The sequence below is a fragment of the Rhodococcus sp. 14-2496-1d genome, assembly GCF_002259365.1.
In the GTDB taxonomy this organism is placed as follows: Bacteria; Actinomycetota; Actinomycetes; order Mycobacteriales; family Mycobacteriaceae; genus Rhodococcoides.
Genome location: NZ_NPFV01000009.1, coordinates 1 through 14,454 on the forward strand (window position 1 = coordinate 1; position 14,454 = coordinate 14,454).

General features: G+C 63.8%; 18 protein-coding genes. 8 read left to right on the plus strand and 10 right to left on the minus strand.

What is annotated here, in order from left to right; genetic code table 11:
• Positions 1-188: 188 nt before the first annotated feature.
• Positions 189-2,357, minus strand: coding sequence for a heavy metal translocating P-type ATPase (locus tag CH296_RS05415; protein ID WP_037106642.1), 2,169 nt, complete (start codon positions 2,355-2,357; stop codon positions 189-191).
• Between the two features lie 33 nt (positions 2,358-2,390).
• Positions 2,391-2,621, minus strand: a complete 231-nt coding sequence (locus tag CH296_RS05420; RefSeq protein WP_032364250.1) for a heavy-metal-associated domain-containing protein — start codon at positions 2,619-2,621, stop codon at positions 2,391-2,393.
• Between the two features lie 213 nt (positions 2,622-2,834).
• Between CH296_RS05420 and CH296_RS05425 the strand changes: the two genes are divergently transcribed.
• The 3 genes from CH296_RS05425 (at position 2,835) to CH296_RS05435 (ending at position 5,708) form a co-directional block, all read left to right on the plus strand.
• Positions 2,835-3,947 carry a tyrosine-type recombinase/integrase gene (locus tag CH296_RS05425; protein WP_032405569.1) on the plus strand — a complete coding sequence of 371 codons (1,113 nt, stop codon included), beginning with the start codon at positions 2,835-2,837 and terminating at the stop codon, positions 3,945-3,947.
• 13 nt (positions 3,948-3,960) lie between these two features.
• A complete protein-coding gene (locus CH296_RS05430) occupies positions 3,961-4,311 on the plus strand; it encodes a helix-turn-helix transcriptional regulator (protein WP_032364201.1) in 351 nt (116 codons plus the stop codon).
• Positions 4,312-4,628: 317 nt separating this feature from the next.
• Complete coding sequence (locus tag CH296_RS05435; protein ID WP_032364200.1) at positions 4,629-5,708, plus strand: hypothetical protein; 1,080 nt, start codon at positions 4,629-4,631, stop codon at positions 5,706-5,708.
• On the opposite strand, the gene CH296_RS05440 is transcribed toward CH296_RS05435, so the two are convergent.
• Both CH296_RS05440 and CH296_RS28530 read right to left on the minus strand, forming a co-directional pair.
• Positions 5,684-5,911 carry a hypothetical protein gene (locus CH296_RS05440; protein ID WP_037154353.1) on the minus strand — a complete coding sequence of 76 codons (228 nt, stop codon included), beginning with the start codon at positions 5,909-5,911 and terminating at the stop codon, positions 5,684-5,686. The two genes, CH296_RS05435 and CH296_RS05440, sit on opposite strands and share 25 nt — an antisense overlap.
• A gap of 584 nt (positions 5,912-6,495) precedes the next feature.
• Positions 6,496-6,834 carry a hypothetical protein gene (locus CH296_RS28530; RefSeq protein WP_037154356.1) on the minus strand — a complete coding sequence of 113 codons (339 nt, stop codon included), beginning with the start codon at positions 6,832-6,834 and terminating at the stop codon, positions 6,496-6,498.
• Positions 6,835-7,082: 248 nt separating this feature from the next.
• Here CH296_RS28530 and CH296_RS05450 point away from each other — a divergent pair, with 248 nt between their 5' ends.
• Complete coding sequence (locus CH296_RS05450; protein ID WP_037154359.1) at positions 7,083-7,421, plus strand: hypothetical protein; 339 nt, start codon at positions 7,083-7,085, stop codon at positions 7,419-7,421.
• Between the two features lie 206 nt (positions 7,422-7,627).
• A complete protein-coding gene (locus CH296_RS05455; protein WP_114332301.1) occupies positions 7,628-8,848 on the plus strand; it encodes a cold shock domain-containing protein in 1,221 nt (406 codons plus the stop codon).
• Between the two features lie 305 nt (positions 8,849-9,153).
• On the opposite strand, the gene CH296_RS05460 is transcribed toward CH296_RS05455, so the two are convergent.
• The 6 genes from CH296_RS05460 to CH296_RS05480 all read right to left on the minus strand — a co-directional run bounded on the left by CH296_RS05460 (position 9,154) and on the right by CH296_RS05480 (position 11,803).
• On the minus strand, positions 9,154-9,459 hold the full coding sequence (locus CH296_RS05460; protein ID WP_037154365.1) for a hypothetical protein: 306 nt from the start codon (positions 9,457-9,459) through the stop codon (positions 9,154-9,156).
• 198 nt (positions 9,460-9,657) lie between these two features.
• Positions 9,658-10,266, minus strand: a complete 609-nt coding sequence (locus tag CH296_RS05465; RefSeq protein ID WP_052058739.1) for a hypothetical protein — start codon at positions 10,264-10,266, stop codon at positions 9,658-9,660.
• A 396-nt stretch (positions 10,267-10,662) separates the two neighbouring features.
• Complete coding sequence (locus CH296_RS28825; protein WP_155292480.1) at positions 10,663-10,836, minus strand: hypothetical protein; 174 nt, start codon at positions 10,834-10,836, stop codon at positions 10,663-10,665.
• Positions 10,833-11,162, minus strand: a complete 330-nt coding sequence (locus CH296_RS05470) for a hypothetical protein (protein WP_037146804.1) — start codon at positions 11,160-11,162, stop codon at positions 10,833-10,835. Before CH296_RS05470 ends, CH296_RS28825 begins: the two co-directional genes overlap by 4 nt.
• 56 nt (positions 11,163-11,218) lie before the next feature.
• Positions 11,219-11,518 carry a hypothetical protein gene (locus tag CH296_RS05475; RefSeq protein ID WP_037146805.1) on the minus strand — a complete coding sequence of 100 codons (300 nt, stop codon included), beginning with the start codon at positions 11,516-11,518 and terminating at the stop codon, positions 11,219-11,221.
• A gap of 48 nt (positions 11,519-11,566) precedes the next feature.
• Complete coding sequence (locus CH296_RS05480) at positions 11,567-11,803, minus strand: hypothetical protein (protein WP_037146810.1); 237 nt, start codon at positions 11,801-11,803, stop codon at positions 11,567-11,569.
• A gap of 554 nt (positions 11,804-12,357) precedes the next feature.
• Between CH296_RS05480 and CH296_RS05485 the strand changes: the two genes are divergently transcribed.
• From CH296_RS05485 to CH296_RS29465, 3 genes are all read left to right on the plus strand, one after another.
• Positions 12,358-12,867 (plus strand): hypothetical protein, encoded by a 510-nt coding sequence (locus CH296_RS05485; RefSeq protein ID WP_052057729.1) that lies wholly within the window; start codon positions 12,358-12,360, stop codon positions 12,865-12,867.
• A gap of 163 nt (positions 12,868-13,030) precedes the next feature.
• Positions 13,031-13,672 carry a hypothetical protein gene (locus CH296_RS05490; protein WP_052057730.1) on the plus strand — a complete coding sequence of 214 codons (642 nt, stop codon included), beginning with the start codon at positions 13,031-13,033 and terminating at the stop codon, positions 13,670-13,672.
• A 345-nt stretch (positions 13,673-14,017) separates the two neighbouring features.
• The gene (locus CH296_RS29465) at positions 14,018-14,422 is read left to right on the plus strand and encodes a hypothetical protein (RefSeq protein ID WP_252342206.1); all 405 of its coding nucleotides are present in this window, start codon (positions 14,018-14,020) and stop codon (positions 14,420-14,422) included.
• Positions 14,423-14,454: the final 32 nt, after the last annotated feature.

A 14,454-nucleotide genomic window follows, 5' to 3' on the forward strand; every position in this document is an offset into this window, starting at 1 on the left:
TCCTGACGCCCTGGAGATGGCACGCGCCATCGTCGCCACTCAGCAGCAGGAAATCGAGACCATGCAGCGGCTGCTCGGCTGACCCGGCCCGCCACACAAAACAATGGCCGCATCCTCTCCGGCGGAGAGGGTGCGGCCATCAGCGTTTCGCAGTCGTCAGGGCTGCGTTTCCGGTACGAGATCAGCTCTCACAGTGACGGTGTGCGCTGCGACGGAGGATTGGAACTCCCCTCGTTCAGCGCTCCGGCGATGGTGTCGGGCGTGAGGTCGAGTCGCCGGAGCAGCTGCGCGTTCGCGGCGACGATGATCGTCGACAGCGACATCAGGATCGCGCCGATGGACATGGGCAGTACGAACCCGACCGGTGCGAGCACTCCTGCCGCGAGTGGGACTGAGATGAGGTTGTATCCCGCTGCCCACCAGAGGTTTTGCTTCATCTTTCGGTACGAGGCGCGCGAGAGTTCGATTACCGACAGCACCGACCGCGGGTCGTCGCTGGCGAGGATCACTCCGGCCGATGCGATAGCGACGTCGGTGCCGGCCCCGATCGCGATACCGACGTCCGCTTGCGCGAGCGCTGGGGCGTCGTTGACTCCGTCGCCGACCATCGCCACGGTGCGTCCTTCGCTCTGGAGTGCAGCGACGGTGTGGGACTTGTCTTCCGGTTTCACCCCGGCGAAGTAGCGGTCCACACCGAGTTCGGTCGCGACGGACTTCGCGACGGCATCGGCATCACCGGTGATCATCACGACGGTGATTCCGCGGGCGTGGAGTGCATCGATCGCGGTGCGTGATTCTGACCGGATCTCGTCGGCGAGCGCGAGTGCACCGATCACGGCCCCGTCGGCGAGGACGTGCAGGATGATCGCCCCGTCACCGCGCCACCGGTCGGCGACGGCGAGTTCGGATCCGTGTTCCTGCTCGAGCAGCGCGGGCCCGCCGACCTGTACGCGGGTACCGTCGACATTCGCAGAGACCCCGACAGCGGGGGACGACTGGAAGTCAGTGGCCGCCGGGACGGTCAGGTTCCGTGATCGTGCGGCACCGATGATGGCGCGTGCGAGTGGGTGCTCTGAGTCGGCTTCTGCGGCAGCAGCCAAAGCGAGGACATTGTCGGCGGTGCGCCCGTTCGTCACCTCGATTGCGGTGACGGTGGGTTCACCCTTGGTGAGGGTCCCGGTCTTGTCGAAGAGCACGGTGTCCACTGTGCGCATGGTTTCGAGTGCGAGCCGGTCCTTGACCAGAACGCCGCCGCGGGCAGCGCGTTCGGTGGCGATGGAGACCACCAGCGGGATCGCGAGTCCGAGTGCGTGCGGGCAGGCGATGACCAGCACGGTGATGGTGCGGATGACGGCGTCGTCGGGCATCCCGACCAGGGTCCACACGGCGGCGGTGATGATCGCGGATCCGAGAGCGAACCAGAACAGCCAGCCGGCGGCGGTGTCGGCGATGCGCTGAGCGCGCGAGGTCGAGTTCTGGGCGTCGGCGACGAGCCGGCCGATGCCGGCGAGGGCGGTGTCCTCCCCTACTGCGGTGACCTGGATGCGCAGGCCGGAGTCGGTGGCGACAGTGCCGGCGATGACCTGGTCGCCGTCGCTGCGGCGGACGGTGCGTGATTCGCCGGTGATCATCGATTCGTCCATGCTCGCCGATCCGGAGACGATGGTGCCGTCCGCGGGTACGCGTCCGCCGGGGCGGACGACGACGAGATCACCGAGCTGCAGCTCGGCCGGGGATACCTGCACTACGTCGTCGCCGTCGACGCGTTCGGCGGTGTCCGGGAGCAGTGCTGCCAACGAGTCCAGGGCGGAGGTGGTCTGAGCGAGGGATCGCATTTCGATCCAGTGCCCGAGCAACATGATCACGATCAGCAGGGCAAGTTCCCACCAGAAGTCGAGCTGATGATCGAGCAGGCCGAGGCTCGCTCCCATCGACGCGACGAATGCGACGGTAATCGCGAGGGCGATGAGCAGCATCATTCCTGGTGCACGTGAACGGATTTCGCTGACTGCGCCGGTGAGGAACGGGGAACCGCCCCAGACATACATCACGGTGCCCAGTACCGGGGAGACCCACGCGATCCACGCTGCGTCGGGCAGCGAGTATCCGAGGAGCATCGCGAACATGTTCGAGGCAACGATCACCGGGACGGCGAGGACCAGCATGATCGCGAACAGGCGACGGAACATGCCGACGTGATCGCCGTGACCGGCATGGCCACCGTGCCCGGTATGGCCTTCGTGTTCAGTCTGCTCGCCGTGTCCGGTGTGGGCTGCGCTGTGTCCAGACGGGTCGTGGCCCGACTGTGTGCCCGCTGTCTCGGCCACGCCGACATCGGCGTGTGTGTGGTTGTTCATCGTGCGAATCCTTCTCTCCACCGAGTTCAGCGGCTACGCGGTGCGTGAATCTGCGGGTTGCGGTTCGGCTGTGTATCCGGCATCGCGAACGGCGGCGACGACCTGGGCGTGGTCGGGCTCATCGGCGCTTGTCACCGTCAGCGTCCCCGCCGACGCCGATGCTTCGACCGTGTCGACCCCGGCCACAGCACCGACTTCTTCCCGGACCGACGCCTCGCAGTGTCCGCAGGTCATGCCGGTGACTCGGTAATTCGTGGTGATCATGAGGTACTCCTTCATCTTGAGTGATACCCCCAGGGGGTATCTTGCGACGATTCGGACCATACCCCCTCCCCGTACCGTTGAAAAGGGGGCATCCATGTCACAACCGCCTACTTGCATCTGCGTCGATCTCCGGGGGCGGCCGCGGGCTCGTCGGTCATCAGCAGCTGAAGAGCATCACGTGAACATGCATCGAATGACTGTTACATTCATCCAGTGCCGGTCGACCCTGTTGCCAAAAAGCCCGCGTCCGACGCCAAAGGTTCCGCCGACCGCTTCCTCAGTGATGGCGTCGTATTACTGGTTCCGGAGGAAACGGTCCTGGAAGGAATGATCGACGGATGGGAGACGCAGCAACGTGCGCGGATGCTCGCAAACTTGACGATCGAGCGACGGACACAGATCGTGCGGAGGCTGGTCGCATTCACGAACGACTACCCCTGGAACTGGTCGTCGATGGACGTCGAGGAGTGGACCGCACATCTTGTCGATTCGGGGGTCGCTCACTCGACTGTGCGGCTCTACCAGATGGCCGCGTCGCTGTTCTGCGCCTACATCACTGATGTCCGATATCGGTGGGATGAAGTGTGTCAGCGATACTTTCGCGTTCACCCGGTGCAGGTTTTCCACGAATGGAACACCGTCGTCCACCGCGGGGAGTACGAAGGTCGACCAGGAAACCGGCCACTGACGAGGGACGAGTTACAGGCCTTCTTCGACTACTGCGATGAGCGGGTGAACCGGGTTGGGTTGTCCGGCCGCAAGGGATGGCTTGCCAGTTACCGAGACGCGACGTTGTTCAAGGTCATCTATGCCTGGGGGCTGCGTCGCCGCGAGGCAGCGATGTTGGACATCGTGGACTGGACCGCGAACTCCGCGGCCAAAGAGTTCGGCCGCCATGGCGCATTGTCGGTTCGCTACGGCAAAGCCCTCAATGGAGGGCCACCGCGCCGCCGAACGGTACTGACCACGATGGGGTGGGCCGCCGAAGCCGTCGCCGAGTGGGTCACCGAGATTCGGCCCCTGTACGACACCGACCATCTCGCCATGTGGCCGACAGAACGTCGGGCACGCGTCGGCACCGAGTCGATTTCGCACCGTTTCGCCGAGTACCGGGACGCAATCGGACTGGAGAAGCATCTCGGTCCGCACTGCCTACGGCACTCGTATGCGACACACCTACTCGAAGACGGTTTCGACCACCTGTTTGTTCAGCAACAACTCGGACACTCCTGGGGATCTACCACCGCGATCTACACCAGCGTCGGCACCGACTACAAGAACAATGCCCTCCGACGGGCATTGGACCGAGCGTTCACCGCAGAGTAGGACGGAGACAGGGATGCAACAGCCACGCTTGAACTACGACTGGCACCTACGCCGACTGTTGGCCGAGAGGGGAATATTCGCGACGACCGGTTTGGGACCGCTGCTTGCCGAGCGCGGGATCAGTTTGTCCGAAGCTCAGGTGTATCGCCTGGTCACTGGAACGCCGGAACGCCTCAGCCTGCGTACCCTCGCGGCGCTCTGCGACATACTCTCGTGCACACCGAACGATCTGATCGAACCAGTCGCCGAACGGGCGACGGTGCGAGCGACCGGTACAACTACCCATCGGCCCAAGACCGCAGCAACACCATCCGACGCGAAGACGCGCACACCACGGCGAGCGGAAATCAAACGTAAGAAGTGATCAATACTGTTTGTGTACTGTGCAATTCAGTCGTAGACCGCGTCCGGGTGTGCGACCGCTGCAGGAAAAGACGACGACAGCATCGCGGCGCGTGCACCGGCTGCACGAAACCCGACAAGCTGTTGGACGACAACGCATTATGCCGATGGTGTCGCGAGAAGGCGCAGCGAAGCTGCCCGCGGTGCCCCAGCGTCGGTCAGCCCCTGATCGCCATGGACGGCGAACGCATGTGCGCGCGATGCGCGCTCCGCTGCCACCTCGAGCACGTCTTACCACCGACTGCCGACGGGCTCCTGGAACCACTTCGTGACGCCATAATGCAGGCTGAACCGACGACCACACGGCGATGGCTGAACCGCAACACGGACCTATTGCGCGGCCTCCACGACGGCACCATTCCCCTCACGCACGAATCACTCGACCTGCTCCCTCGGCCCAAGTCGGTCGACTACCTCCGATCACTCCTCATCGCTACGGGCATCCTCGACCCCGACGTGCACCGTAGTCTCCGGCGGCTCGAGACGGAGCTCCCGCAACTCCTCAGCGGACTCGACACAGGCCATCGCAAGCTCGCTAGCCAGTGGACGCACTGGGCTGTACTGCCGCGTTTGCGCGGACTCGAAACGCACCGACCGATCGGCACCGCCGTACAGAACGCACGTTGCCAGATCCTCCAAGTCATTCAGTTCCTCAACACACTCGAACGACGAGGAACCGAGATGCCTCGATGTGCGCAATACGACATTGACGCCTGGTTCGCAGAGCCCGGTGCGTCCCGATGGCACATCCGCCCGTTTTTGAGCTGGGCACAAAGAACACGGCACCTATCGAAAGAGATTGCCCTCCCGAAAGAGCGTCGAGCCCATGCAGAACTACCGACCGACGCCGAGGATCGCTGGCAGATCGGCCGGCGCCTTATCCACGACGAGTCACTCGACCCGGTAGATCGACTGGCCGGTGCGCTGGTCGCCCTCTACGCCCAGCCGCTACGGCGAATCGTCAGCCTCACCACAGCCGACGTGATCGCCACCGCGACAACCACAGGTCTACGACTCGGTCCCACCGACGTCCTCGACCTGCCAGATCCGTTCGCAGCCATCGCCCGAAATCTACCCCTCAAGCGGCGCACCGGAACTGCGGAACAACTACCTACGACATGGCTTTTCGCAGGTGGCCACGCAGGCAAACCGTTGAGTGCAACCAGTCTAGGAAACAGGCTGCGCGCCATTGGAATCGAGCCCCGAAAGCTACGACTGTCCGCCACCGAACAGCTAGCCCGTGAGCTCCCGCCGAGTGTGCTCGCGGGAATCCTAGGGCTCAACGCTCATACCGTCGCCAAACACACCTTCAAGACGAACGGCCAATGGGCAAACTACGCCGCCGACCGCCGACCCTGAGCGACGGCATTCGCACCCCCGAATACACCATCCCTGCCAGTGCTGTAGGAGTGGAACGAGGCCACGTGATCGAGGTACGCGCGCCACGTGTCGGAGCTGGTCAGCTCGGCTACCTTGTCGGTGATCGAGGCGTGCAGTGATGCCGCCAGCTCGCGGCGTGCTTCGGCCTTGTCCGCTGCGCTGGTCTTGGTCCGTGATGCCATGACTGGCCCCTCTCCCTCGTGACCGGTCCCCCGGCCTGCTGTGCCAATTTCTTGTCGCCGTCATCTGGCGTGAGGAGAGACAGCAGCGCACGGGAACGACGGGGCAACCCCGCGGCCGGACAGTTTTCGTGGGAGCGCAGCGAGTACGGGACGAAAAGTGTTCGGAGCCTTCGGCCGTAGCGCAGCGGAGCGAGGGGTTGAGGCGGCGGGCACGGGTGATGCAGTATCGCCGGGAGCCAGATGTGCGACAAGAAATCGATGTCTTTCGACGGTGCGGAGCGCAGCGGAGTTCGGTTCGGGGGACGCCCGCAGGGCGGCCGGCACCGCCGGGCAGGCGAGAACGCTCGCTCGTCGGTGTCGGCGGGGTGGCCACCTCCCACCTGTGGAGCTGGCGCGGTGACTGTGCGGGAGCGACGGAGGCCGGCCACACTCGGTGCCGCGGTAGCACCTGCCTTCTCAGGGGCTTCGGCACGGGGCGGCCACTCGTGGGGATGCAAAACAAGCGGCCCCCGGTATGTACCGGGGGCCGTAGACGGAAGCTGCTGCTATGAGTCAATAAGTGCTGTTCAGTGGGAGGACGTTGGCTACGGAACTGGGTCTCTGCCGATCAGAGGGTCATCGTCGTCGTCTCGGAATTGAAGGAGAATGTCGAGACTCTCGCGTTGATCAGGCATCACATCCACCACTTCGAGTTTCCGGTCTGCGCCATCGGCGAACTGGGACATTTTGTCGATGGTGTCGACGGTGTCGATGGTGTCGGCGGTGGCACGGACCGCCCCGAGGAACATCTCGTTGACTATCTCGAACAGTGCTATCTCTTTGATCAGTTTCCTGCTGCAGAGGACCTTTCCATCGATCCGGGGCGCGTTGGCACCGTAGAGCTCTACTACATGACGTGATCGGGGCTCTTGCTCATCGCTCATAGCGAGTACCTTTCAGAATCAGTTCCTCAACAATACCACCGAGAATCTTTAGTATTCCTAAGAACGTGAGCAGTCGAGATGCTGATAGCATCTAGGCATCTACACGCGAGCGGCTGGTGCGATTGCACCTGCCATCATCGAATCAATAGGAGAGAACCGTGGACACTGCATTCTCGACATCGCCGCCGTCGATCGCCTACCACTCAGGAGCGGTTCGGCTTCGCGACGAGAGATTCTAGGGAGAGGGGATGGCAACTACAACGACTGCATTCTCGGTCCGGTTAGAACCTGCCGACCACGAGGTTCTGGCGGGAATGGCGAAGTTGCACAACACGACCGCCGCAGAGATGGCGAGGAAGCTCATCATCGACGGCCTTGAGCTGATGCTCGACCCGGCCGAAATCACCGCCGCGATCGAGAAAGAGAAGGAGCGGTTGCTCAACGCTGCAAAGCAGATGAGTAGCAAACGCATGGCATCGCCGCCGAAAAGTGACGCGGTCGAAACCGTGGACACCACGGAAGCATCCGCAACCAGCTCCGTCACCGAGAAGACACCGGGCCAAACAGCAAAGAAGACCAAGACCTAACCCCACCGATTCGACTACAGCAAGAAGGGGAACGGCCGACGTCGGCCGTTCCCCTTCTTGCTGTCCAGCACATAGTTGGCCTTCTCAGCCAAAACGCAGATACTCAGCATCTCAGCATTGCCAACTCCGTGGTTCTGCGATACTTTCGTCTCACGCCAGTGAACCCCGCATCCAGCGAGGTAGGGGCGCGACACAGGGAGACGGCTATGAATTCCAATTACGTCGCTATCGACGGCCCCGACATCCCGGGGCCGCGAGATGCCGCTAGTACCGGGACCAACTGCTCCATCACCACGTTGTCGATGGACATGATCGATTCGACTTCGCAGCGATACTCGAAATCGATCATGTCCTCGAACACCGAGTTCATGAAGATGTACGACGTCTGGTCGAAGCACCTCGACGCAGCGCCGTTCAAGTTCGTCGAGAAGTTCTCCGGCGATGGTCTTCACATCACGGCCGACAGCATGCATGCCGGCGAGGTCATCAACCTGGCAATGGCAATGCTTCACGAATTCGAGAAGCTGGGGGCCACTGCCGGTGGCCAACCGATGGGCGAGATCGATTTTCAGGTCCGAGCCGGCATCGCGACCGGACCTGCATTCCGGTTTCGGCCGAAGCATGGCGGGAACGTCGACCATCTATCGTCGGTGTGCGACCGTTCGGCACGACTGTGCTCCGCCGCCTCCGCGCAAGCACTGTTCGTGGATCCTCACACCGTCAACGCTGCCAACATGACTCTGGTGACCTCACCGCTCGGAGACATGCTGAGCCGCACTCCTGACGACTACCTGGGCGACAAGCAGAGTGTGCAGCTCAAGGGGATCCCCGAACCAGTGCCCTACTTCGAGCTGCTCTGGTCGAAGGGCCGTTTCGGCGTCCGCTCGTCCGTCGTCACCGAGATCTCGTCCGCGCCGACGCCGCCGCCTCCAGGATCACCGAGCCCGGCGGCGGCCCGATCCTCTACAGGGAGCGATCAGTTGATCGGGACGACGAAGGTGTGGATGTCGGACCGTGGGTACGGATTCGTCACCGGCCACGACGGGGAGGACTTCCACGTCTCGAGTCGAGCACTTCTCTACGGCGAGGATGCCGAGCATCTGAGAACCGGAACTCGAGTTGTGTTCCTTCCCGCCGATGCCGCCGAGGCGGGGAAGTCCCGGCGAGCCTTCAGCGTGGTCTTGGTCGGGCAAGAGGCCGAAGGCCGAGTGTCGTTCGTTCATGCCGAGAAGCCGTTCGGCTTCATCGCGGTCGCGGACGACCACGGGCGAGAGCTTCGGTTTCACATGGTGGTCGACGCGGCACTCCGTACGGCCCTCAAGGCCGGCGACGAAGTAGGGTTCCAGGTCGCTCTCGACGCCAGCGGCACTCGTGCGCGGGCCATCAACGTCGGCAAGCTCGGCGAAGGTGACCTTGCCGTTGCATAGATTGCTTCACATGGAGATGCGGTCCGTTTCGCCCACCGGCGAAGCGGACCGCATCTCTGTGTCGGTCTTGAGATAGCCACGAACCATGTTCGCCGTCCCGTGGTCCTGCTTCCGGTGTCTGTCTTGAACATTGACGGTTGTACACAGGTCCACAAGGGCAAGGATTCGCGCAGTATGTGCTGCGACTTCCGCTGGAAGCGGAGGGCCGTCGACGGTTCTGATTCGCATGCCACAAGCATGGCAGCGGGTACCGACAGAAATGGTTCTCTTGCAACGACTTTAGCGGGGTCCGCGGCCGCACGGTTCTAGAGGTAGAGCAGGTGGGTGGCGGTGCCGTCGAAGTGTTCGAGGTTGTCGAGGACGCCGGTGTAGTTGGCGGGTCGGCAGGCTCCGAGGCTGACGATGAGGGCGCAGGCTCCGTCGATGGTGACGAGGTAGGTCGGTGGGGTGTTGGTGGGGCTGGCATCGGCGTGGGCCTGGGCGTCGAGGAGGGCGTAGCGGACGGCGTCGGCGGCAGCTCGTTTCGCCGCGTCGAGGCTGGGTTCTGCTCCTGCGGCGGTGATGGTTTCGGGTCGTCGGTCGGGGCGGGTGGTGACGGTCCAGGTGATCATCGGTGTCGTGTTCCTTCGGTGGGTGAGCCGGGCGACCTGCGGGTGCGGGGGTTCTTCCAGCATCGCGTACCGAGCGCCAGCGAGGTCCGCGATGCGCAGGCATTTTCCGGAATCTGGGGATAGAGAGTTTCCCTGTGGATGGATACGACTCGGCCCCGGAGCCCGTGTCGGGTCCGGGGCCGCGTCCGTGCGCCGGGGTCAGAGGCGTCGTCGCCAGGGTGCGGCCATGTCTTCCTGGTGTTCGCGTTCGGCGTCGTCGAATGCGTCGGTGAGGGTGGTGGGGTCGCTGAGGTACTGGTCGCCGTCGGTGAAGATCGCGACGGCCATGCGGTGGACGTTTCGGAGCTCGTCGAGCATGGTGACGTAGCCGAGGCGGTCGATGATGCGCCAGGTGACCGGTCCCATGTGGACCTCGACCCAGTGCATGGTGCGTCGACGTGCGGGTACGTACTGCTCGCGTGGGGTGACGGCGGTTTCCGGTGGCGCGATCCAGACGACGGACATGGCGGCGCGGGCGTAGTCGTCGCCCGGTCCCCCGGGCTGGGGTGCCTGGTTGTCGATGCGGCCGATGAGGGTGCGGGCGTCGGCCAGTCCGGCGATGAACGCGTGGACGGCGGCGGCGGAGCGGAAGGTCATCATCAGGCGGCCCATGGTGACGATCATCTGGGCGTCGTCGGTGGCGGCGGCGTGGACGTTGACCACGGCGTTCTGGCGTCCGACGATGGTGGCGGTCGTGTGGGTGACCACTGCGCCGTAGTTGTCGGTGTCGGTGCTGCTGTGGGCTTTCTGGGCGGTAGTCTTCGGCATCTCGCGCTCCCCTACTCAACGTGGCGACCTCGCGGCCCGCCAATTTTTTTGCCGTTCTGGCAGAGGAGAGTTGGACCGGCATGAGGGGGCCGGAGTGCAATGGTCGGGCCGGAAAGTTTTCAGCCGGAGGCGTCTGTGAAAAGTTTCCGGAGCCCTTCGGGCCGGGAGCGCAGCGGACGCCGGCGGTTGCGCGGAGGTCACCGCCGGTCAAAATCGGAAGGCCAGAAGGGAAAACAAGAATTCTTTTCACAGGACGGAGCGCAGCGGAGTTCGATGCGGTGGACGCCCGCAGGGTGGCCCGGCCCCACGCGAGCCGCTGAGCCCTTATTGCGCAACGGATAAGGCCCGCACCCTGTGTCGGGTGCGGGCCTTATCGGTCTGCGGCTGGTGCCTGTGTCAGGTCAGCTCGGCGGGTGGGGTGGTCGGGCGCCCTTCGGCGGTGTCACGGAGCCACTGCGGCACCTCTCGGCCGGTGCGTTCGCGGAGCGCGATCGAGGCGCGGGCTGCTGCGGCGGCGACTCGGGGACGCTCGGCGGGGCGGTCGGTGCGCTTTTCGGTGGTGGTCATCATGGGTCCTCCTGATCGTTCTGGTTGTCAGTGTCCTCGGTTTGGTCCTGGTCCGCCAGTGCACGTCGGGCTGCAGCTCGATCGGAGACCGCGACCAGGACGTCCTGCTCGGTTCGGGTGATCAGTGCGGAGTCGGTGACGGTGGCGTAGATGTCCCATCCGAGTTCGGCTTCGGTGTCGTTGTCGCTGGTGGTGCGCTCGAGGCACCAGGTGATCCGTTGCCAGGCTTGGGCGCGTTTGTCGGCCACGGTGCGTTGGCGGACGGTCAGGGCGACGCCGACGACGGCGAGGACGCCGACGATCAGGGTGACCCATGCTTGAGCGGGCATCAGGGGCGTTCCTTCCAGGTGGTGCCCCGGTGCCGTCTGGCACCGGGGCGGGTGTTCTACCGGCGTGAGGTTCCGCGGACGATGTCGCCTTCGATGTAGGTGAATCCATCTCCGCGGCCGTCACGGAGCGCGAAGTGGTAGTCCGCGTGAATCCAGACGGTAGCGAAGTGTCCGGCGTCGGTGAGTGTGCCGAGTAGGTCTCGGTCGGCCCCGTTCGGGAAGAACGCCACTCCGGACGAGGGCGGGTAGTAGCGGTTGAGGGTGTCGATCAGCGATTCGACGCTCCGACATTCGGCGGCCGCGTCGAGGGCCTTGTCGTAGGTGGTCCAGTAGTCGTCGATGTCGTTGGCGGTCATGGCTTCTGCTCCTCGGTCGGTGCGGTTCGGATGGGTGAGCGGGCAGGGTCAGTAGTCCTCGTCCCAGTGCTCGCCTGCGTAGGTGGGGTCGAAGTCGGCGGGTGCGTGGGCCGGGTAACGGCGGCGGAGGTCGTCCTCGAGGTCGAGACGGCCTTGCCAGTGCTTGTCGCACCTCGGATGCGATACCCCGGTCCCGGACAGTGCGTCCCGGTATTCGACGTCACCGGTGCAGTCGGGGCCGTCCGCGATGCAGGTGACGGCGTCGGTGTTCGTGGTCTCGGTCATAACTGTTGCTGCCCTTCGGAACTCGTGCCGGGTCGGTGTTGCGTCCTCCCCTGCGTTCTTTCGCCGTCATCTGGCGTGGGGAGAGTAGGCGGCGCACGGGAACGGCGTCCTGCCCCTGGGCCGGGAAGTTTTCAGCCGGAGGCGTTCGTGAAAAGTTCTCGGCGCCCGCAGGGCCGGAGCATCGCGGAGTCAGGGGTGGGTAAGGCGGGCACGGGTGACGCAGACTCGATGGCAGCCAGATGCCCGAAAGAACGATGCTCTTCTACGGTGCGGAGCGCAGCGGAGCTCCACTCAGGGGACACCGCAGGTGGCCGGCACCGCCGGCAGGCGGAATGCGCGACCGCTCGTCGATGTCGTCAGATGGCAACCTTCCACCTGTGGAGCACTTCGGGTAACTGTGCGGGAGCGACGGGGACCGACCACGCTCGGTAGCGCCGCGAGGCTCGCTGGTGAGGCATACTTCTGCGTGCTCCAACAGGCATGATGCTTCAGACTATTAATAAAACTAGCTATAGTTCGTGCCACGAAGCTGGATAGTTTGCTACGTTCTCGGCATGACAACCAACGAAGACACAGTGGCAGTGTTCACCGGCAAGAGCCTCGACTCGATTCTGGGTGAGGGTGGGTCGCAGTCGTGGAAACTGGATGCAGCGCGAGCCAGGAAGTGCCAGTACGTGGTGTGCACGCAGAATGCACACAACGTCGAGGCGTATGCGGACGGCACCGAGGATCATGGGAGCGCTTTTTTGGTGGGGCGGATTTCTCGGCTGGTTCCCGCGACGGACGATAGGCCCGACCGGTGGAAGATTCAGTTCAGCGAGTACGCCCACATCAGCGTCCCTGATGTCTGGACGGGTGACCGAAATCCGGTGCGGTACACCACGTTGGACGATCTGGGAATCGACCTGGCGGATGCGAATTTCGAGAAATTCGACGATCAGTCCACGAGTACGCAAGCACCGACGACGGAGGTCGCCGCGTTGACGATCCGGCAGGCGAAGGCCGGTCTGGCGAAGACGTACGACGTCGATGTCGACGCCATCGAGATCGTCATCCGCGGATAGCCGAACGTCCGCCTGACTGTCGCAGGCGGCACCGGAACGTGTGTCGACTGCCTTACCCTCGCCCGTACGACGGACTGTGGGCGTCGATGACGAGATCTGTGTAAATAGGTCGGCGCTGGCCGGTAACGTCCGCTCTCATCGACCCAGAAGGGATCCACCGTAAATGGCGACGACGGACGCAGGCGATGTCGAGGTGCTCGTCGGTTACCTCACGGCTGAGATCACTGAGATGCACGCTGCCCCGGACGGATGGCCGGGGCATGTGGAATTGGCGTTGATCGATGCGGTCCTGTCGATCAGAGCGGTCTACGGAGTCTCTGCCGACACGGGCGTACGCGGCGCGATCAAGCGGTACAAGGCCGAGTCCGGCAGGCAAAGTTGGGACGACCTCGGTGTACTGGGCGAGGCCGACCCGCAGTGGCTTCAGACGGTGCTCGGCAATAAGCAGAAGACCGGGGGTGTGCCGAAGGCTGAGGCGATCGTCTCTGCTGCCGGCCGGCTCGCAGCGTCGGGCGCGCGCCACGCATCCGACATCGATCGGGACTCGGCAGCGCAGCGAGCCGCGTACTGCGGAACTCGCGGCTTGGGCCCGGTGACGTGGGACTACTTCCTCATGCTGGTCGGCCACGACGGCGTCAAAGCCGACACTCTCGTCACTCGATTCGTGGTGGAGGCGTTGGGTCGCAGACTCGGGAGCGAAGAAGTCTCACGGCTGGTGACCGACGCTGCGAGGCGAATGGACATGCCGGTGTCGGCACTCGACCACTCGATCTGGCGGCACATGAGTAGACCTCGGAAGAGCTAGTTCCGTTCACCTGTCCGATCGAGGGAGAATTTTCATGGCCATCGATTTCGAGTTCATCGGCATGTCGACCCATCGAGTGCGATGCTGCACGACCACCACGGGACCCGGTATGCGGCCGACGTGGCCGAATGCTCGTCGATCGAGCTCACGAACCGCTTCGACTCACTCGTGACAGCACCGAAGAGTGGCGACGAGCCCTTCACGCAGCAGGGGCAGTCGATCGGATCGGATCTTCACCAGTTCTGGCGTTGGGCGTGCTCGGATCTCATCGGGAACGCCCAACGCGGTGTTCTCGCCGAATACATCGTCGGACTCGCACTCGGATGCGTAGCCGATGGAGTCCGAGTGGAGTGGGATGCTTCTGATCTACTGACCGAAGGGGGAATTCGCGTCGAGGTGAAATCGTCTGCGTACCTGCAAAGTTGGAAGCAGGAGAGGTTGTCGACGATCAGCTTCGGGATCCAGCCAACGAACGGCTGGGACGCGACGACGAACACAATTGCCGCGCAACGGAAGCGGCAGGCCGACGTCTACGTCTTTTGCGTCTTCAAACAGACTGATCGGGCCACCGCTGACCCGCTCGACCTAGACCAGTGGGACTTCTACGTGATGTCCACCCAGCGCCTCAACTCCACGTTCGGGGAGCAGAAGTCGATTGTGTTGAGCAGTCTGCTCTCGCACGATCCCGTCGAATGTTCGTTCTCCGGACTCGCCAGTGCTGTCCAGGCCGCCGCGCGCGAACAATCCTGACTCCGACCGAGCAGGCTTCGTGGCGGCACGCC

Bases quoted from the DNA above. Each gene is read 5' to 3' on its own strand.
- CH296_RS05415 (WP_037106642.1), bottom strand. From the start codon at position 2,357: ATGAACAACCACACACACGCCGATGTCGGCGTGGCCGAGACAGCGGGC.
- CH296_RS05420 (WP_032364250.1), bottom strand. From the start codon at position 2,621: ATGATCACCACGAATTACCGAGTCACCGGCATGACCTGCGGACACTGC.
- CH296_RS05430 (WP_032364201.1), top strand. From the start codon at position 3,961: ATGCAACAGCCACGCTTGAACTACGACTGGCACCTACGCCGACTGTTG.
- CH296_RS05435 (WP_032364200.1), top strand. From the start codon at position 4,629: ATGCAGGCTGAACCGACGACCACACGGCGATGGCTGAACCGCAACACG.
- CH296_RS05440 (WP_037154353.1), bottom strand. From the start codon at position 5,911: ATGGCATCACGGACCAAGACCAGCGCAGCGGACAAGGCCGAAGCACGC.
- CH296_RS28530 (WP_037154356.1), bottom strand. From the start codon at position 6,834: ATGAGCGATGAGCAAGAGCCCCGATCACGTCATGTAGTAGAGCTCTAC.
- CH296_RS05450 (WP_037154359.1), top strand. From the start codon at position 7,083: ATGGCAACTACAACGACTGCATTCTCGGTCCGGTTAGAACCTGCCGAC.
- CH296_RS05455 (WP_114332301.1), top strand. From the start codon at position 7,628: ATGAATTCCAATTACGTCGCTATCGACGGCCCCGACATCCCGGGGCCG.
- CH296_RS05460 (WP_037154365.1), bottom strand. From the start codon at position 9,459: ATGATCACCTGGACCGTCACCACCCGCCCCGACCGACGACCCGAAACC.
- CH296_RS05465 (WP_052058739.1), bottom strand. From the start codon at position 10,266: ATGCCGAAGACTACCGCCCAGAAAGCCCACAGCAGCACCGACACCGAC.
- CH296_RS28825 (WP_155292480.1), bottom strand. From the start codon at position 10,836: ATGATGACCACCACCGAAAAGCGCACCGACCGCCCCGCCGAGCGTCCC.
- CH296_RS05470 (WP_037146804.1), bottom strand. From the start codon at position 11,162: ATGCCCGCTCAAGCATGGGTCACCCTGATCGTCGGCGTCCTCGCCGTC.
- CH296_RS05475 (WP_037146805.1), bottom strand. From the start codon at position 11,518: ATGACCGCCAACGACATCGACGACTACTGGACCACCTACGACAAGGCC.
- CH296_RS05480 (WP_037146810.1), bottom strand. From the start codon at position 11,803: ATGACCGAGACCACGAACACCGACGCCGTCACCTGCATCGCGGACGGC.
- CH296_RS05485 (WP_052057729.1), top strand. From the start codon at position 12,358: ATGACAACCAACGAAGACACAGTGGCAGTGTTCACCGGCAAGAGCCTC.
- CH296_RS05490 (WP_052057730.1), top strand. From the start codon at position 13,031: ATGGCGACGACGGACGCAGGCGATGTCGAGGTGCTCGTCGGTTACCTC.